Source organism: Acinetobacter sp. WY4, assembly GCF_018438165.1.
GTDB lineage: Bacteria > Pseudomonadota > Gammaproteobacteria > Pseudomonadales > Moraxellaceae > Acinetobacter.
The window spans coordinates 2,387,566-2,406,377 of the sequence record NZ_CP053947.1 but is presented as its reverse complement, the minus strand read 5'-3'; the positions used below and the strand labels follow the sequence as shown (position 1 = coordinate 2,406,377).

The window sequence follows — 18,812 nt, the reverse complement described above, 5'->3', positions numbered from 1 at the left end:
AAAATTTATTTTATTTGAGTTTTACCCTTTAGCCCCCCTTCTTGCTCTTCAATATATTTAGACAAGTATAAAGAATAATTAACATTGGATGGATATCTATAGTAAAGAATTTGAAAATGCTCTAAATGATAATCTTTTAAAATATCATTTTTTTCAGCAACCTGATTCAACTTATTATAATAAATCATATCTATTAAAAAAAATTTGTTTTTTACAATCTTATTGTCACTGGAAAATAAATAATTATAATCCAAATCTCTAGATACATTTTTGTATCTGAAATATTCAAATACTAAAAAACAAAATCCAAAATTTAATAGTAATATAAAAATAACTAATAGCCTGTTATCAACAGTAATGTAAAAACCTGAGTTAGCAACAAAAAAACCTAAAATAAAACCAATAGGAATAATAAAATAAGCATATGTAAATGGATACTCAAGCATACTATGAATAAAAAAACAAAGTATTATTAATAAAAGTATATTTTTTTTAACTTCCTTTTCTCTAATTAGTTTTTCACAAAAAAAGTAAATACTTATACAAATAAGTATACTACCCATTGGAATACCGAACCACAATAAAATGTCTAAAAATAAATTATGTGAATACTCTACTAAATCATAGGATTGACTTGTTTCTAATACTTTTGCTCGAGCAATTGATGTTTGATTAACTCCATAGCCCAGCCAAGGACTCTCTTTTACCGCAACTATCGATTGCTCCCAAATTTTAATTCTTGACGGATCAGATATATTTCTATGCCCTATTATTTCTTTAAATTTCACTCCAAAAGAACTACTTAAACTTGCTAATATTATTACTTGAAAAATATAGACAATAAAAACAGGAAATAATACTTTATATAATTTTAAATTAAATTTAAGTAAAGAAATTATTATTACAAATAAAAAGACCAACCAACTTGTTCTAGAAAAAGTCAATGCAATTCCAAATGACAATATAAAAGAAAAAATCCAATAAATTTTTATATTAACTCTTTTATCAAATAATAAATATAAATTTGAAAACAAAGAAAAAAATAATAATGTTGCTAATTGATTAGGCTGCCCTAAATTAGCGTAAGGTCGCTTACCTAAAAATTCCCTAAAAAATATAGACTCAAAACCTACCCATTGAAATATCTGTATAGCAATACTAACTAAACCAACAAATAAAAAAAGAAACATTAACTTATGTATTTTTATTATATCATTTGAGCCAATAAGAATACTTATAAAAAATAAAGTAAAATAGAATAAAAATAAAAATAAATCTTGATAAAAATAATAAAAATTTAAAAAAAACTGAAAGCATATAAAAAATAAAGTAATAATATAAATATAAATTAGGAATTTACTTATAACAAAAGAAGATTTAATTTTTAAAAAATAAAAAATAAAAAATAAAAAACTTAAAATAGCAAGGCCATCTTGATAGAAGTTAGGCCATGGTAAATAAGCATTAGGGTTAAGATAACTTAACCCCAATATGTAATATGCAAGATTTAACATACTACTTGTATATTATGAACGACACTCTGATGGAACATATTTTTTATCAGTAGTTGTTGTACAAGCCCATTTAACTGCTCCACCATTGATCGTAGGAGTTAAAACAAGTACAGCATCTTTTGCATTAGGATTCATTGTAACAGTAATTTTACCATTAGCATCATTACATTCAGCTGTTTTTACATTAGTTGTTGAATTAGAAGTACTGATACCTGTTACACCAGTACAATTACCGGAACTTGCTATAGCTCCACCTGCATTAGCAATATTTTCGGAAACAGTTGCCTTCATTGCAGCTGCTGTACTGAGACCTTCAGAAACTCGCGCACGTACAGTGTAATCAGTATATGCAGGAATCGCAATCGCAGCTAAAATACCGATAATAGCGACAACAATCATCAGCTCGATCAATGTAAAACCTTTTTGAGCGTTCATAACATTCTCCACAAATGTTTTTTGTTTATTTATAAGCCTAAAGAAAAGCTCATTTAGCTTAATTTTATATTTAGCACTAAGTGTGCCAAGTTTTATTATAATAAAATTGAAAGAAAAAACAGCACTTTAAAAAAATATTTTTATTTTTGTAATATTTGTGTTTTATTTTGTGTAACTAACTGACAAATTTTGTCAGTTAGTTGACTAAAATCACCCCAATATAATCGGTTTATTCCCCAATTCATTTTCTAAATCATCTATTTTACGATCATAGTACTGATCTAGTACTTCCCCAATCTGCTTCACTCCTTCAATGACACCTTCTTTAAACTTATGCTGAGCGAGATGTTGAATAATGTTTTGGCAGATTTCATCCCAGACTTGCTGGGTCGTTGCATCTTTAATTCCTCGATCAATCACAATCTCAACCTTATGTTCACACAGATTCAAATACAGGAGTACTCCACTGTTATATTCGGTATCCCAAACACCAATTTTCGCAAATAACTGCCGGGCACGACATAAGGTATCTTGATAATAGGCAGATCGTGAAGGCAAACAACCTTCAATGACGACCTGAATCTCCCCCACATGCCCATGCTCGGCTTCCTCTACCGCGACTGCAATCGCATGCTGATCCTGCTTGGAGAAAAAACGTTTAGTTGCAGGCATATAAAAAAAATGCTTTAACCAGCGCTTAAAACTCGGCTGTGCATGTTCTTCCAGCTTCGGCTGGGTGACAATCTCTGTCGTATCTGTTGTTGTTACCATGAGCCTGATGCTCCTCCCCCACCAAAACTACCACCGCCACCGCCGAAGCCGCCGCCACCAAATCCACCACGGCCACTACCACCGCCCCGGCCACCACCTGCCATAAAGGCGTGTAAAATCAGCTGGGCAATAGAGGTGACCAATAAAAAGAAAATACCTGCGCCAATCATTAGGCTAGCAACCAAGCCTAAGCCATTCACCAATCCTGCCGCTGTACCTGCCACCGCTGCAGTTGCTGCGCTCAGACGTTTACCAAAGATCATGGAACCAATGACCCCCGCAACAATAATAAAGATGACACTCCCAAAAGTAGCTTGCGATGCTTTTTGAGCTTGATAGGCTTGTTCCTGACGTTCTTTGATTTCATCCGCGGCCTGTGCTGCAATTTCAGGATCTAAATTTAAAATACGTTCAATTTCGGTTAGTCCGGAATCAATGCCCTGCGCATACTGACCTTGCTTAAAAAATGGCGTAATTTTGTCATGAATAATTCGACCTGCCACGATATCAGGTAGCACTCCTTCCAGCCCATAACCGGTCAAAATCTGAATACGACGATCATTAATGGCAATGGTCATCAATAAACCATTGTCGCGTTTGGCCGAACCGAGCTGCCAGGCTTCAGCAACACGCATGGAATAATCAAAAATATCTTCCTGCCCCGTGGTCGGAACAATGACTACACCTATTTGCCCTTTGCCTTCATTATAAAGTTTTAGAATACGCTGACTGAGTTGCTGTTTTTCAGCGGGAGTGAGTAAATTTGCCTGATCAATAACCGGTTCATTCAGGCTGGGCAAGTCGCGCTGAAGCTGTCCTTCAGCCATGCCATTGGCAATTTGTGGCTGTGATGCTGCTGCAGTCTCTGTATTTTGAGCTGGAGTATTTTGATTATTTTTAGGCTGCAAGATTTCACGGGCTACAATGACGTCTTCAGCATCTGTAGCCGTGGCTGTTTCTGCTGAAACAAGCATTGTCGTTCCCATGCCCAACATGAGAATCAAACCAGCACAATATTTCAGCAGTATTTCAGGCATCTGATCTCTCACTTATTTACAGGTCAGTACTTATTCAAAGGAAACCGTAGGAGCTTTCTGTGCGCTTTGCTCGGCACTAAAGTTCGGTTTGGTATCCATACCAATCACTTTTGCCGTCATCACTTGCGGGAACTGACGGGCATAAGAGTTAAAGTCCTGCACCGTGGTGATATAACGGTTACGTGCCACAGCGATTCTATTTTCAGTGCCTTCCAGCTGTATTTGCAAATCACGGAACTGCTGATTGGCTTTCAGATCGGGATAATTCTCAGTGACGGCTAAAAGACGAGACAAGGCACTGGTCATCTGGGCCTGTGCTTCCTGATAGCGTTGGAATAATTCAGGATCTTCCAGCACTTCACGATCTACTTTTAAACCGGCAACATTGGCACGTGCTTGAGTCACTTCGGTTAAGACCTGCTCTTCATGCGCAGCATAGCCTTTGACCACATTGACCAAATTTGGCACCAAGTCGGCACGGCGCTGATACTGGTTCTGAACTTCAGACCAGGCTGCCGTTACTGCTTCATCTTTGACTTGCAAGGTGTTATAGCCACAGCCACTCAGTGTTAAGGTACTGACCAGCATCAAAGCTATGAGAGATTGTTTTAATACACGCATGATGTCTTGTCCTCAGTTCTTTATTGATATTTATATAATTAATTTGATTTTAAACAGTATTTTCTAAAGTTTTGTTACTTTTTATAATCTTTTTTAATGGCCTCTCTTTAAGTTAGACAATATCCAAAAATAAAAAACCCGCCATAGCGGGTTGTTTGAATGATTTCAGTGAATTTTCAACTGTTAAACATCTAGATAATCCAGAATTCCTTCAGCTGCCTGACGGCCTTCCCAGATTGCGGTTACCACCAGATCAGAACCACGAACCATATCACCACCAGCGAAGATTTTTGGATTTGAGGTCTGGAATTTATATTGCTGCTGTTCAGCGGCAACGACACGACCTGAACCATCCAGATTGATTTCTACATCAGTGAACCAGTCGGCTGGGCTGGTACGGAAACCAAATGCCAGCAGGACTGCATCCGCCGGAAGAATTTCTTCTGAACCCGGAATCGGCTCTGGACTACGGCGACCACGACTGTCCGGCTCACCCAGCTGAGTAGTAATAAATTTCACACCGGTCACTTTACCATTTTCACCAACAACTTCGATCGGCTGACGGTTAAACTGGAAATTCACTCCTTCTTCACGTGCATTTTGTACTTCACGGCGTGAACCCGGCATGTTTTCCTCATCACGACGATAAGCACAGACCACGGATTCGGCACCTTGACGAATTGAGGTACGGTTACAGTCCATAGCAGTATCACCACCGCCTAAAACGATGACTTTCTTGCCTTCAACACTGATGTATTCAGCTGGATCTTTTTCCCAGCCCTGACAACGATTGACATTCGCAATCAGGAAATCCAGTGCATCATACACACCATCCAGATCTTCACCGGCAAAACCACCTTTCATGTAGGTATAGGTTCCCATACCCATAAATACCGCATCATAATCGGCAAGTAACTGGTCGATGGTCACATCTGTGCCAATTTCAGTATTCAAACGAAATTCCACCCCCATACCGGTGAAAATTTCACGGCGGCGCTTCATTACGTCTTTTTCCATTTTGAATTCTGGAATACCGAAAGTCAGCAAACCACCAATTTCTGGACGTTTGTCAAAAACTACAGGCTTTACCCCGTTACGTACCAGAATATCCGCACAGCCAAGTCCTGCAGGACCTGCACCAATGATTGCGACTTTCTTATTGGTCCATTGCACATTGGACATATCTGGACGCCAGCCCAAAGCAAAAGCTGTATCGTTGATATATTTTTCTGCATTCCCGATCGTCACCGCACCGAAACCGTCGTTCAGGGTACACGCCCCTTCACACAGACGGTCTTGCGGACAGACACGGCCACAGACTTCCGGTAAAGTATTGGTCTGATGACACAGTTCAGCCGCCTGAAACAGACGTCCTTCAGACACCAGTTTTAACCAGTTTGGAATGTAGTTATGTACCGGACATTTCCACTCACAGTACGGGTTACCACAGCCTAGGCAGCGATGCGTCTGATTGGCTGCAATTTCCGCTGTATAAGGCTTATAAATTTCCACAAATTCTGCTTTGCGGACATCAATCTCTTTTTTCTCTGGATCTTGGCGTGCGACATCCAGGAATTGAAAGTCATTATTCAGGCGTTCTGCCATGTCTCTCTCCGTGGGGAGATGTAAGGGGTTCACAGTTGCCTTACATCTGCCTATGTTTCTGCAGTAGTGGAATTATTGTGGATCAGCTTGAGTGGTTTTCAACAGCGTTTGCAAGTTGGCTGCTTTTGGTTTTACCAACCAGAACTTGCGGCTGTAGAAGTCAAACTCATGGCGGATCTTGTACGCCCAAGCACTACCCGTTTCTTTAATATGTTCATCCAGGATACGACCCAGGAAAGCTTTGTGCTCTTCCATCGCTTCGGTGGAAATACGATTCAGCTCAATCAGTTCGTGGTTATAATGATCAACGAAGTCATTATCCAGATCAAGTACATAAGCAAAACCACCAGTCATACCCGCACCGAAGTTATGCCCAACCTTACCCAACACCGTAACAATACCGCCGGTCATATATTCACAGCAATGATCGCCTGCACCTTCAATGACAGCAAATGCACCCGAGTTACGCACCGCGAAACGCTCGCCCGCTGTACCCGCGGCATATAACTTACCGCCAGTCGCACCATACAAGCAGGTATTCCCAATAATCGCAGTATTTTGTGTCTGGAATGGTGAACCTTTTGGCGGGAAGATAGAGATACGACCACCGGCCATGCCTTTACCGACATAGTCATTGGCATCGCCTTCCAGACTGATATGCAAGCCACCAGCATTCCATACACCCAGCGACTGACCCGCAGTACCATTCAGGTGAACTTTCACCGGATGGGCTTCCATGCTCAGGTTGCCATAACGTTTCGCAATTTCACCAGACAGGCGTGCGCCAATCGATCGGTCACAGTTACCGATCGTGAAACTATATTCGCCGCCAGTTCCCGCTTCAATCGCAGGTAGAATCTTATCTACCATTTTTTCAGCCAGAATGCCTTTATCAAATGGCGCATTGCCCTGTACTTCGCAGTATTGTGCTTTACCTTCCGCTGAAGGATGCGACTCAAGCAATTTGCTTAAATCAAGATGTGCATGCTTGGCAGTTTCACCTGGCAAGACTTCCAGCAGATCCGTACGGCCAATCAGGTCTTTCAGACTCGATACACCAAGTGCCGCTAGCCATTCACGGGTTTCTTCAGCAATAAAGGTGAAGAAGTTAATCAGCATTTGTGGCTCGCCAATATAATGCTCTTGACGTAAATGATCTTGTTGAGTCGCAACACCGGTTGCACAGTTATTCAAGTGGCAGATACGCAGGTATTTACAACCCAATGCGATCATCGGAGTCGAACCAAAGCCGAAGCTTTCAGCACCGAGAATTGCTGCTTTTACGACATCCAGACCGGTTTTTAAACCACCATCTGTTTGTACGCGAACTTTGCCACGCAGGTCATTGACACGAAGGGCCTGATGTGCCTCAGAAAGACCCAGTTCCCACGGTGAACCTGCATGATGAATTGAAGAAAGTGGAGAAGCCGCTGTACCGCCATCATAACCAGAAATGGTAATGAAATCGGCATACGCTTTCGCTACACCCGCCGCAATCGTACCGACACCCGGTTCAGAAACCAGCTTAACTGACACCATCGCCTGTGGGTTAACCTGTTTTAAATCAAAGATCAACTGTGATAAATCTTCAATTGAATAGATGTCATGATGCGGAGGTGGCGAAATCAGGGTAACGCCCGGCACAGAGTAACGTAAACGTGCAATGAGACCATTCACTTTACCACCCGGCAACTGACCACCTTCACCTGGTTTTGCACCTTGCGCGACTTTAATCTGGAGAACTTCTGCTGATGTTAAATAAGCAGGCGTCACACCAAAACGGCCCGATGCAATTTGTTTGATTTTCGAGTTACGGATAGTACCGTAACGCGCTGGATCTTCACCGCCCTCACCCGAGTTTGAACGACCACCAATCGTATTCATGGCAATCGCAATCGCTTCGTGCGCTTCAGGTGACAGTGCACCCAAAGACATACCGGCAGAGTCAAAGCGAGGCAGGATCTCTTCCACAGATTCCACTTGTTCGACTGGAATCGAGTTGTCTGTTTTGAGTTTGAACAAGTCACGGATCGTTGCGATCGGACGGTTGTTCACCAATTCTGCATATTCTTTAAAATCTGCGTAGTTCCCAGAACGTACTGCTTTATGCAGTGAGTTGATCACATCCGGATTAAAGGCATGATATTCCTTGCCAAAGACAAATTTCAGCAGGCCTCCCTGATCGATTGGCTTACGGTTTTTCCAGGCAATATCCGCCAACTGTTTCTGGTCATTTTCAAGATCGACAAAAGTAGCACCCTGAATACGGCTTGGTACACCGATGAAGCATTTATCCACCACTTCATTAGATAAACCCACTGCTTCAAACAACTGACCACCACGATAAGAAGCAACCGTAGAAATACCCATTTTAGACAGGACTTTCAGCAGACCTTTTTCAATCCCCTTACGGAAATTGTTTTGCGCATAGATTGGGTCACCCAATAATTCGCCTTTCGCGACCAGATCATTGATCACGTCATAAGCTAGGTATGGGTAGATGGCTGTCGCACCAAAGCCAAGTAACACTGCAAACTGATGTGGATCACGGGCAAAACCGGTTTCAATAATCAGGTTAGCGTCAGTACGCAAACCGATATTGATCAGGTGATGATGCACTGCACCAGTAATCATGAAAGCATTGGCAGGCAAGTAACCTTCACGGATTTTCTTGTCTGAAAGCACCAGTAAGGTTTTACCATCACGAATGGCTTGTGCAGATTCTTCACAAATACGCGCAATCGCTGCTTCCAGACCTTCGGTTTCAGCATAGTTCAAGTCAATATCTGCAATTTCATAACCGGCACGACCCAGCGTACGGATCTGATGCATTTTCGAATTAGACAGCACAGGACTGGAAATGATCAAGCGGTCTGCATGCTCAGGCCCTTGTTCAAAGACGTTTTGTTCACGACCCAAACAGGTTTCCAGTGACATCACAATCGATTCACGTAGCGGATCGATTGGCGGGTTGGTCACTTGTGCAAACTGCTGGCGGAAATAATCCGACACATGGCGCACCTGACGAGACAATACCGCCATCGGGGTATCATCACCCATTGAACCGACAGCTTCCTGACCACTTTCAGCAATCGGACGCAACAACTGGTCACGCTCTTCAAAGGTCACCATGAACATTTTTTGTGCCGCTTTCAGGCCATCGCCTTTTAAGCCTTGATCACATAAATATTCTTCCAGCTCTGGACTACCTTGCAGACGCACAGAATTTTCACGTAACCATTCGCGGTATGGACGCATACGTTTCAGATGATTATTGACATCTTGGGTATCCAGCACCTTGCCGGTTTGCGTATCAATGACCAGCATTTGGCCGGGCCCCACGCGTCCTTTAGAAATCACATCTTCAGGTTGATAACCCCACACGCCAATTTCGGAAGCCAGCGTGATATAACCATTTTTGGTGATGACCCAACGTGCAGGACGCAGGCCGTTACGATCCAGCATACAGATCGCATGGCGACCATCCTGAATCACCAGACCTGCCGGGCCATCCCAGGCTTCCATGTGTTTTGAGTTAAATTCATAGAATGCACGAAGATCAGCATCAAGCGTTTCCACGTTCTGCCAGGCCGGCGGAACCAGCATACGGAGTGCACGGAACAGATCCATGCCACCGCCAACCAGAATCTCCAGCATGTTGTCCAGGCTTGAAGAATCTGAACCGGTACGGTTCACAATTGGATTCAGTTCAGTTAAACCCGGCAATAATGGATTTTCAAATTTTGGCACACGCGCCATGGCCCAGTTACGATTCGCAGTAATGGTATTGATTTCACCATTGTGTGCCAGGTAACGGAACGGTTGTGCCAAAGGCCAGCGTGGCAAGGTATTGGTCGAGAAGCGCTGATGGAAGACCACAATATGTGATTCCAAACGTGGATCAGCCAGATCTGTATAAAAATCTGCAATCGCTTCCGGCATCATCAAGCCTTTATAGCTGATCACCGTTGAACATAACGTCGTGACGTAGAAAGAAGTATCATTGCTTAACAGTTGCTCTGCACGACGGCGTGCCAGGAATAACTTACGGTTAAATTCAACCTCAGTCACACCCATTGGACAATTAACAATAATCTGTTCAAATGCCGGCATTGACCGCAACGCAATTTCACCCAACGCATCTACATTGGTCGGAATCACACGCCACGTCAGAACGATTAAACCTTCAGCTTCAATCTCTTTGTTTAAAACCTGTTTGGCATGCGCAGCGAGCGCCGGATCAAGATTTAGAAACACCGAACCCACAGCAAATACTTCACTCAAGGTGGTATCACTTAAGCGTTTCGCTTCTTCACGGAAGAATTTTTTTGGCATTGCCAAGAGCAAACCACAACCATCTCCAGTCTTGCCATCCGCGGCAATACCACCACGATGGGTCATGCAACTCAAACTATGAATCGCAGTCTTGACGAGATCATGGCTAGCATCACCCTGCATATGGGCAATTAAACCGAAACCACAGTTATCTTTAAACTCATCCGGTTGGTATAAACCTTGAGCGGGAGCTACATTGTTAGGCGATGGCATGTGCATAGCGTACCCTTCTTTCACGAAGCCTCAACAGGCTGTTAAACAATCTAAATTTTTCTCTGCGCTGGCGTCTAATGGACTTTCGAAGACCGTCTTGGAGAGCAAAAGCATTTTTCTTTATTTCTTCAGACTAGTCCTTTTTAGACTAAATGCATAACAAATAAAGTTTATTCTGCTCATGAATAACATAAAAATCTGGAATAAATATGACATTCATACGGTGTCATCGAATCATTTTTCGCGCTAAAACAGGGAGATTAATTCAATTCATGCACCAATAAAGCAAATTCCATGCCAACAAACAGCGCATAAATTAAAACAATACAAATGACAAAGATTTAGCGCAGAACAGCACACTAAGGGTTAATTTTAATGTGCATTTTTTGCACCAAAAGCGCCCATTTTTAATTCTGTAATTTTTTAGATGCGCTATTTTAGATCGTACTAATTAAATGGATCACTAATCTCGTTATTTTGAGGACGCGGATTACTGCCCTGAGCAGGTCGATTATTGTTATTTTGTGGTTGAGGTGTACCTTCTACAGCACTTTCAGATTTCTGTACATCGACCACATTTCCCGATGAATCACGGCGCACAATTGTGGTACTGGTAGTCGCAGCATCAGAGCTACGCGGCTTGGACTCAGTTTGGGTTTGCTGCTGTCTAAGTCGTACCGATTCATCTAGTTTCGGCAAAGGCACATTTTTCAAACGAATTTCGTAAAGCTTTTGATTACTGGCCAATTCCTCTGAACCCAGATTATTGACCAGACTGACATATTGCTGCATTGCTACAACTTCAGGCTTGACTGAATCCGGTAAATTTAACTTCAGTGTAGAGAGTGCCTGATTGGCTTGTGACGCAGTCTTATATTGGCCATATAACAATACATATTGTTCTGGCTGATTTTCACCCGAGATTCTTAAATAAATAAAAGGTTTACGATCGGACTGTTTTTTAAGAAAACTTTTTAAAATTGCTTCATTGGTCACACGAAATAATTCAATGGCGTGCTGGTTTTTCGCTTCATTGACAAATTTGGTACCGCGAAATTCCGGCTCATGACTGGCATTCACGACGGTACGCGTATTTAGATCCAGTGGTTTCACTTCCTGAAAAAGTGCACCAAGATGGGTCATTGTGGCGACTTTTTCTGGTTGAATCTGCAACTGAACTTCAGTTTCAGGCTTTTTTTCAATTTCGACGACATCATCTGAATCAGTCACCGCCCAAAAAACTAAGGCAGCAAATAGGCAGCATACACCACAGACCAGCCAGAAATAATGCTGAATCTTTTGCCAAGGAGTATGTAATGCTGCCATAAAACTAAACCTATGCCTGACTGGCTAAAATTGCCTGTTTCATTAACTCGAGATCAAAGTCTCGGGTAATCACTGCTTCGCCTAATTGCTTTAATAACACCAGACGCAATTGTCCATTTAAGACTTTTTTGTCATGGGCCATATAGGCCAGAAAATCATCCAGAGGGATTTTAGGACAAACCACAGGAAGTTTGGCACGAGAAATGATTTTTTTTGTACGTTCTAAATCTTCTTGAGAAATCCAGCCCATACGCTGTGACAGATCCGCAGCTATCACCATACCGGTGGCAACAGCCTCGCCATGTAGCCAGACACCATACCCCATATAGGATTCAATCGCATGACCAAAAGTATGACCTAAATTGAGTAAAGCACGTTCCCCCTGCTCCTTCTCATCATTGGCTACGATCCGTGCCTTATGCGCACAGGAACGGTAAACGGCTTCAGCCAATAATTTCTCATCACGGGCGACCAGAGCATCTATGTTCTCTTCCAGCCAGACTAAAAATTTTTCATCACCGAGTAGGGCATATTTAATCACTTCAGCCAAACCTGCTGAAAGCTCTCGATCAGGCAAAGTAGAAAGCTGCGACATATCCGCCAGTACCACTTGCGGTTGCTGGAAAGCGCCAATCATGTTTTTACCCAGTGGGTGATTAATCCCGGTTTTACCACCGACACTTGAATCTACTTGCGACAGCAAGGTCGTCGGCACTTGGATAAAGTACACACTGCGCTGGAAACAAGCCGAGGCAAACCCCGCCATATCTCCAATCACACCACCACCCAGCGCAAGCACAGTACAGTCCCGGTTAAACCCGGCTTCAAGCAGTGCATCAAAAATCAGGTTCAGATGCTGGCTATCCTTATATTTTTCACCATCAGGCAGAATGCAGGTCGCAACACGTTTGTCTAGAGCCTCAATCGCCGTTTGATAACGCTGCAAATAAAGTGGTGCAACCGTAGTATTGCTCACAATCATTACTTGCTTGCCATGAATATAGGGTGCCAATAAGGCCTGTGGATCCAGATCGCTCCCGATAAAAATAGGGTAACGACGTTCTCCGAGTTCTACATATAAGGTTTGCATGCTTGATTAACCACTTTATTCAATGAACTTAGTTTTTAGAAGTAATGAGCTTGAGAATCCGTTGCGCCAGATCTCGTGCAGCACCCTGATTGGTCTCAATAATATGATGCGCCACTTCCCGATACAAGGGATCACGGACTGCCAATAAATCCCGTAACTTTTGTTCCGGATTTTCGACTTGGAGGAGGGGACGGTTTTTATCGCGATAGGTACGTTGCAGTTGAATTTCAACCGGCGTATAGAGATAGACAACAATTCCGCGCTGTTTCAGATAATCCCGATTTAAGGTCTGAGTAATGGCCCCACCACCAGTGGCTAAAACCAGATGGGGACGTAAGGTAAGGTCATTAATGACAGCAGTTTCACGGTCACGAAACCCCTGCTCCCCTTCTTTTTCAAAAATCCAGGGAATGGTCGCGCCTGTTTTACGTTCAATTTCATGATCACTATCTAGAAATTCACGTCCTAACAATTCTGCGAGATGTCGTCCTACTGTTGTTTTACCGGCCCCCATTGGCCCTACCAAATAAATATTTGGTAGGGTTTCAAACTCTTTGCTTGGCAAGGAGTCACCTATTCGTTTTGTTAAATTCAAAATATATTAATGATTTCTTGAAACACTGTCATTAACAATTCGAGGTGTAACGAAAATCAGTAGCTCACGTTTATTATCCGACTTTAAATCTTTACGGAATAAACGTCCTACATAAGGGATATCCCCCAAGAATGGTACCTTGGTTTGCGCATTACGGGTTTCCTGCTCAAAAATACCACCTAGGACGACTGTTTCACCATTATCGACCAAGACATTGGTATTGATCTGGTTTTTATTAATAGTGAGCTGTCCAGTCGGTGTCGGATTACCCGGTGAGTCACTGGTAATATTAAGTTCCATCTGTACTTTGCCATCTGGCGTAATGCTTGGTGTGACATCCAGACTTAAGGTAGCATCAATAAACTCAGTAGTGGACACTGCATTCGCACCACCACCTTCTGCTGACTGGTACGGAATTTGTGAACCAGAGGCAACAGTCGCTTTTTGCTTGTCCGCTGTCAGCACTTTAGGTGTAGAAATCACTTCACCATAGCCATCTGCCTGAAGTGCAGAAAGCTCAAGATCCAGCATAAAATCAGAAAGGCTGATTAAACCAAATGCAATACGGCTGGCACCTGGACTGGTAACCCCTAAGTCTACATTAAGATTATCCGGTCTTTGGATTTCATACTTCCATCCACCCAACTCTTCATCCAACTCAGGGGTTCTTAAATCCCATAAGGTTGTATCGCTGCCACCGACAAGAAGATGATTATTATTTGTAACCCCTTGCGATAGAATCCCCCATTTTACTCCCATCTCTTTGGTAAAATCAGTCGTTGCCCGCACAATACGCGCTTCAACCATAACCTGTTTCACCTGCACATCGAGTAAGTCCACCATATTGCGGATTTTATCGATAAAAGGCTGAGTATCATTCACAATAATGGTATTAGTTCGTGCATCAACAGACACAGAACCACGCGAACTTAATAAACTTTCTTTATCTTCACTATTCGTAGTATTAGAGGAACTATTTGACGAGTTAGTTGAGTTTTGTGCAGATTTATTCTGCGTAATCAATTTTTCAATATCAGCAGCTTTGGCATAACTCAGCTGCATATATTCAGTTTGGATAGGCGCAAGCGCAACACTTTGCTTAATAGCCTTAGCTTCTTCCTCTTCAGCCTTAATCAGCTCTGCAACTGGTGCAATCCAGATCACATTACCATTACGACGTTTATCCAAGTTTTTGGTTTTAAGTACAATATCCAGGGCCTGATCCCACGGCACTTCTTTTAAGCGCAAGGTAATATTGCCTTGTACACTGTCTGCTGCCACCATATTAATATCGGTGAAATCAGCTAAGAGCTGTAAGACACGACGGACTTCGATATCTTGGAAATCCAAAGAAATTTTCTTACCCGAATAAGCAACGGTTTTAGGACGTAATGGGCTCTTGGTTTCCGGACGTTTCAAACTGATGGTCAGCTTGTTATCCGTCTGGTAAGCCATATATTCATAGCTTTCCGCAGACTGGATGGTAATCACGCCTGAGCCATTTTGATTCACGGCATCCACACTCGATACAGGCGTTGCGAAATCAGTCACATTAAGACGGCGAGTCAAATGAGAAGGAATCTTGGAACCTAAAGTCCGCACAATGACTTTGGTACCCTGCTGCTGTACATCAACCGGTGTATTATTGCCTGCCAGATCAATCACCACTTGGCCTTCACCTTGCGCACCGCGCTGAAAACCAATATTACTGATCCCCTGAGCGATTTGTTGTTGCACAGGTTGAGCCATTACAACAGGAGTTGCCGAGTTAATCTTAAGAATAAAAGTATTGCCTTCCACGCGTGTCGTAAAGGCACCTGCATCCGCCAGATTAACCGTCAGACGAGCGCGCTGCGCATCCGAAGTAACATCCACTGAACTGGCTTCACGTGTTGCGACCGGGATACTGCTTTGTTTTAAATTCTGTTGGGCTTTGTCAAAGTCTAAAATCAAACGTGACGGTGATTCTAATTGGTAGGCTTGTGGTTGTGGTGGTAAACCATTGAACATCACCCGAATCTCAGTTCCTTGCCCAGGAAGCTGCATGGGTACTACATTAGTCATTGAAACCTGTGCACTGGCCGCTTGCATCACCGCAATCGCAACAGCACCCATTGAAAACTGACGAAACACACGATTCATTGTATTAGCATCCCCAAAAATAAATTCTTTAATACTCTTATTCATTGTTATTCCTTTAAAACTTATGGCGCCGGCCCGATAAGAACCAAACTTCGCGGACGTTCCACATATCCCTCACGGCCATCTGGAATAATCTCAATCAAATCGATTTGTGTTGGTGTAATTCCAACCACACGACCATGATTAAGTCCCATATAGCTACCACGTTGAATCCGCTCAACCTCACCATCAGGCGTCTGGATTAAAGCCAGAATTTGTCCTGCCTGATTGCGCATACTGCCTTTCATGGTCAATGTTTCGAGCGGATAACTTTCTAGCGGTTGCAGTTGACGTGATAGGTTTGGATAAACCCGTTTCCCCGCCATAATTTTCAGTTCAGCAGCCAGAGAGCTTGGTAAAAAAGGGCTTTTGATCTGATGTGCTGCATAGTTGAAGGTTTCAACTGGCATAAAATCAGGAGCCGGTTCAATTGGCAAAGGTGGCTGATTACGAATATTAGCCATTTCCTGATTGACTGCATCAATGCGTGAATCGCATCCCAACAATAAAAACCCAAGTGTTAAAGCTGAAGTAATTTTAATGTTCTTCATTACTGCGCCCCCTGAGTAGTGCTATTAGCTTCAGGCTGTGCTGCAGCACCTTCAGCATTACCGACATAACGGTAAGTTTTGGCTTTTACCACATAATCAATGACTGGAATTTCAGATTTTTTCTCTTTATTTTCAGTACCGGTAATGGTGAAATCATGCAGCGTTACAATACGCGACAAGCCGGCAATACTGCTGACAAAAGAGCCAAAAGCGTGATAATCCCCAGTCGCTTCAATTGCAATCGGCTGTTCAATAAAGAACTCTTGTTTAATTTCAGGCTCTAGGCGAATATTTTTAAACTTCAGGCCTGAATTCACACCGCTCAGGTTAATATCTTCAACCAGACCCGGAATCTCAGTTTCTTTCGGTAACTGTTCTAACTGCTGGTTAAAACGGGCTTCCATTTCCTGAAGCTGGATTTGATATTGTTGTAAGTTGCGTAATTTGGATTCTTTTTCACGGAATTCATTCAGCAGGTTTTGTTCATGGGTACTGGCTTGTGAAATTGACTCAATCGTGCTTCTGATCATAACGAAGTAAATCACCGCAAATGCCAGCGCGGCAATAAAAATCCAGCAGGTAATTTTGACCGATAAAGGCCAACTACCATAATTGTTTGGATCCAATGTATTGAATTGCTGAAAAAACTTTTCAACAGTCATTTTATTTTTGGGTACAGCGACGACATCCTGGCTGAACTCATCGAATTCTTCATTACTCATGATGATGCCCCCGTAGTTGTAGCGACTGCTTGTTGTTCTTCGTTAAGTACTGGCTGAGCAATCTGATCCAGATCTACCGTCACGGTAAAACTGCCATAGGACTCTTCCACACGTGGAATAATCGAGCTCGGTGCCTTTTCTTTTGCTTCTTCAGCCACCAGGAAAGCGTTCATAAAGGCATTCCGATACCAAGATGATGCCTCCAGATTACGGAGCAATTCTGCTACCGTATTTGGACTTTCAGCCCGACCTTCAATGGTAAACTTATCGCCGATACGCTGGAATTTGGTGATATACATATTGCTTGGGGTCACCCGTACAATTTCATCAATCAAATGTACCGCAATCGGACGCTGAGTTTGTAGACCCTGAATCAGTTTCATCCGTTCAACAATCGCATTACGCTGCTCTTGCAAACCTTCAAGCGCCTTTAACTGCACATCCAGATTCTGGTTGGTACTTTGAATCAGCTGATTGGCCTGCTCCTGATCCTGAAGTTTGTGATCATAATAAAACCAGGTTGAACCTGCTGCCGCTAATCCCAAGAAAAGCGCCCCCACGCAGATTGCCACAAATTCATTATTTCTTTTAATTCTTAGCTCATCACGCCAAGGAAGTAAGTTAATTCTTGCCATTAATCAAAACTCCTTAATGCCAAACCGCATGCAACCATGAGTGATGACGCGTCATTTTCAATTTTTTTAATATCAATTTGCGGAGAAAAGCCCATTTGCAAAAATGGATTCGCGATCGTGACACGGTAACCGAGTTTTTGTTGTAATAATTTTGCCAGACCTGGAATATTGGCATTCCCGCCGGCCAGTAAAATATGGTCAATCTCATTAAACTGAGAAGATGAAAAGAAGAATTGTAATGAACGGGCTGCCTGTTGTACCACGGCATCCAAGAAGGGTTCTAGGACTTCAATATCATAATCATCAGGCAAGGCACGGGTTTTTTTAGCACGTCCAGCTTCTTCAAAGGATAATCCATAACGATTCTGAATTTCCTGAGTCAATTGCTTGCCGCCAAACACCTGCTCACGGGTATAAATAATCTTGTTGTTCTGCATCACCGACAAGGTCGTCATACTATGACCGATGTCTAAAATACCAACCGTATTGACCCCCATCGGTAAAGTATCCGAAAATACCTTAAAGGCATTTTCCAGCGCAAAACTTTCTACATCTGCAATCTTAGGCGTTAGACTGCTAATCTCTAAAACTTCAGAACGTGCTTCGACATTTTCGATTCGTGTCGCCACCAGCAGTACATTGACCCGGTTCGGATTGGAAAGGCGGTCTGGCAGAACTTCAAAATCCAGACTTGCTTCATCGAGTGGAAAAGGAATGTATTGTTCTGCATCTTCACGAATCTGAACTTCACGTTCATCATCTGACATGTCTGCATCCATCTCAATGATTTTGGTGATGACCATTGAAGTTGGAATCGCAAAAGCGGCCTGATTCGACTGGGTATTGCCCAAATTAATTGCACGCCCAAGGGCATCAGCGACTGCTTCTGGGTTTAAGATGTTTTTTTCAACAACACTGTTTTCCGATAATGGGATCAAAGCATAGCTTTCTACCCAGTAACGGCCACTTTTTACAGAAAGTTCTAAAACCTTAACAGAAGTCGAACTAATATCGACTCCTATTAACCCCTTATTTGGTTTACGATATAACCTGCGCACAATACACTTCCTATTATTTTTTTGTCCCCAATTCAATCTAACTTACCAATTGGTCCAGTCTATAATTTTATATAGATACAATAACTCATCTAACAATATGGATATCGACAGGATATACTGACC

The 18,812-nt window shown here is 42.6% G+C and carries 15 protein-coding genes; all 15 read right to left on the bottom strand.

Annotated elements, in window-relative coordinates:
- Positions 1-5 precede the first annotated feature (5 nt).
- Positions 6-1,514, bottom strand: a complete 1,509-nt coding sequence (locus tag G4D73_RS11175) for an O-antigen ligase family protein (RefSeq protein WP_213686783.1) — start codon at positions 1,512-1,514, stop codon at positions 6-8.
- Between the two features lie 12 nt (positions 1,515-1,526).
- Positions 1,527-1,949, bottom strand: a complete 423-nt coding sequence (locus G4D73_RS11170; RefSeq protein ID WP_213686782.1) for a pilin — start codon at positions 1,947-1,949, stop codon at positions 1,527-1,529.
- A 210-nt stretch (positions 1,950-2,159) separates the two neighbouring features.
- Positions 2,160-2,720: a TPM domain-containing protein gene (locus tag G4D73_RS11165; protein ID WP_213686781.1), complete on the bottom strand. Its 561-nt coding sequence runs from the start codon at positions 2,718-2,720 to the stop codon at positions 2,160-2,162.
- Positions 2,714-3,757, bottom strand: a complete 1,044-nt coding sequence (locus tag G4D73_RS11160; RefSeq protein ID WP_213686780.1) for a TPM domain-containing protein — start codon at positions 3,755-3,757, stop codon at positions 2,714-2,716. Before G4D73_RS11160 ends, G4D73_RS11165 begins: the two co-directional genes overlap by 7 nt.
- 30 nt (positions 3,758-3,787) lie before the next feature.
- On the bottom strand, positions 3,788-4,378 hold the full coding sequence (locus G4D73_RS11155; protein ID WP_213686779.1) for a LemA family protein: 591 nt from the start codon (positions 4,376-4,378) through the stop codon (positions 3,788-3,790).
- A gap of 183 nt (positions 4,379-4,561) precedes the next feature.
- Complete coding sequence (locus tag G4D73_RS11150) at positions 4,562-5,983, bottom strand: FAD-dependent oxidoreductase (RefSeq protein WP_180086809.1); 1,422 nt, start codon at positions 5,981-5,983, stop codon at positions 4,562-4,564.
- Between the two features lie 72 nt (positions 5,984-6,055).
- The gene (gene gltB / locus G4D73_RS11145) at positions 6,056-10,531 is read right to left on the bottom strand and encodes a glutamate synthase large subunit (protein ID WP_213686778.1); all 4,476 of its coding nucleotides are present in this window, start codon (positions 10,529-10,531) and stop codon (positions 6,056-6,058) included.
- Between the two features lie 447 nt (positions 10,532-10,978).
- Entirely contained in the window at positions 10,979-11,857 is an 879-nt protein-coding gene (locus tag G4D73_RS11140) for a hypothetical protein (protein WP_213686777.1), read from the bottom strand.
- 10 nt (positions 11,858-11,867) lie between these two features.
- Positions 11,868-12,947 carry a 3-dehydroquinate synthase gene (gene aroB, locus G4D73_RS11135; protein WP_213686776.1) on the bottom strand — a complete coding sequence of 360 codons (1,080 nt, stop codon included), beginning with the start codon at positions 12,945-12,947 and terminating at the stop codon, positions 11,868-11,870.
- Between the two features lie 28 nt (positions 12,948-12,975).
- The gene (gene aroK, locus G4D73_RS11130; RefSeq protein ID WP_213686775.1) at positions 12,976-13,512 is read right to left on the bottom strand and encodes a shikimate kinase AroK; all 537 of its coding nucleotides are present in this window, start codon (positions 13,510-13,512) and stop codon (positions 12,976-12,978) included.
- Positions 13,513-13,548: 36 nt separating this feature from the next.
- Positions 13,549-15,684: a type IV pilus secretin PilQ gene (gene pilQ, locus G4D73_RS11125; RefSeq protein WP_416232266.1), complete on the bottom strand. Its 2,136-nt coding sequence runs from the start codon at positions 15,682-15,684 to the stop codon at positions 13,549-13,551.
- 62 nt (positions 15,685-15,746) lie between these two features.
- A complete protein-coding gene (locus G4D73_RS11120) occupies positions 15,747-16,274 on the bottom strand; it encodes a pilus assembly protein PilP (RefSeq protein ID WP_004732447.1) in 528 nt (175 codons plus the stop codon).
- The gene (locus G4D73_RS11115; RefSeq protein WP_213686773.1) at positions 16,274-16,996 is read right to left on the bottom strand and encodes a type 4a pilus biogenesis protein PilO; all 723 of its coding nucleotides are present in this window, start codon (positions 16,994-16,996) and stop codon (positions 16,274-16,276) included. The genes G4D73_RS11120 and G4D73_RS11115 overlap by 1 nt, the downstream gene beginning before the upstream one ends.
- Positions 16,993-17,631, bottom strand: coding sequence for a PilN domain-containing protein (locus G4D73_RS11110; RefSeq protein WP_004281141.1), 639 nt, complete (start codon positions 17,629-17,631; stop codon positions 16,993-16,995). The genes G4D73_RS11115 and G4D73_RS11110 overlap by 4 nt, the downstream gene beginning before the upstream one ends.
- Positions 17,631-18,689: a pilus assembly protein PilM gene (locus G4D73_RS11105; protein ID WP_004644949.1), complete on the bottom strand. Its 1,059-nt coding sequence runs from the start codon at positions 18,687-18,689 to the stop codon at positions 17,631-17,633. Before G4D73_RS11105 ends, G4D73_RS11110 begins: the two co-directional genes overlap by 1 nt.
- Positions 18,690-18,812 lie beyond the last annotated feature (123 nt).

What these genes read in the sequence shown, in the direction of transcription:
- G4D73_RS11175 (WP_213686783.1), bottom strand. Translation starts at nt 1,514, where the DNA reads ATGTTAAATCTTGCATATTACATATTGGGGTTAAGTTATCTTAACCCT.
- G4D73_RS11170 (WP_213686782.1), bottom strand. Translation starts at nt 1,949, where the DNA reads ATGAACGCTCAAAAAGGTTTTACATTGATCGAGCTGATGATTGTTGTC.
- G4D73_RS11165 (WP_213686781.1), bottom strand. Translation starts at nt 2,720, where the DNA reads ATGGTAACAACAACAGATACGACAGAGATTGTCACCCAGCCGAAGCTG.
- G4D73_RS11160 (WP_213686780.1), bottom strand. Translation starts at nt 3,757, where the DNA reads ATGCCTGAAATACTGCTGAAATATTGTGCTGGTTTGATTCTCATGTTG.
- G4D73_RS11155 (WP_213686779.1), bottom strand. Translation starts at nt 4,378, where the DNA reads ATGCGTGTATTAAAACAATCTCTCATAGCTTTGATGCTGGTCAGTACC.
- G4D73_RS11150 (WP_180086809.1), bottom strand. Translation starts at nt 5,983, where the DNA reads ATGGCAGAACGCCTGAATAATGACTTTCAATTCCTGGATGTCGCACGC.
- gltB (WP_213686778.1), bottom strand. Translation starts at nt 10,531, where the DNA reads ATGCCATCGCCTAACAATGTAGCTCCCGCTCAAGGTTTATACCAACCG.
- G4D73_RS11140 (WP_213686777.1), bottom strand. Translation starts at nt 11,857, where the DNA reads ATGGCAGCATTACATACTCCTTGGCAAAAGATTCAGCATTATTTCTGG.
- aroB (WP_213686776.1), bottom strand. Translation starts at nt 12,947, where the DNA reads ATGCAAACCTTATATGTAGAACTCGGAGAACGTCGTTACCCTATTTTT.
- pilQ (WP_416232266.1), bottom strand. Translation starts at nt 15,684, where the DNA reads ATGAATCGTGTGTTTCGTCAGTTTTCAATGGGTGCTGTTGCGATTGCG.
- G4D73_RS11120 (WP_004732447.1), bottom strand. Translation starts at nt 16,274, where the DNA reads ATGAAGAACATTAAAATTACTTCAGCTTTAACACTTGGGTTTTTATTG.
- G4D73_RS11115 (WP_213686773.1), bottom strand. Translation starts at nt 16,996, where the DNA reads ATGAGTAATGAAGAATTCGATGAGTTCAGCCAGGATGTCGTCGCTGTA.
- G4D73_RS11110 (WP_004281141.1), bottom strand. Translation starts at nt 17,631, where the DNA reads ATGGCAAGAATTAACTTACTTCCTTGGCGTGATGAGCTAAGAATTAAA.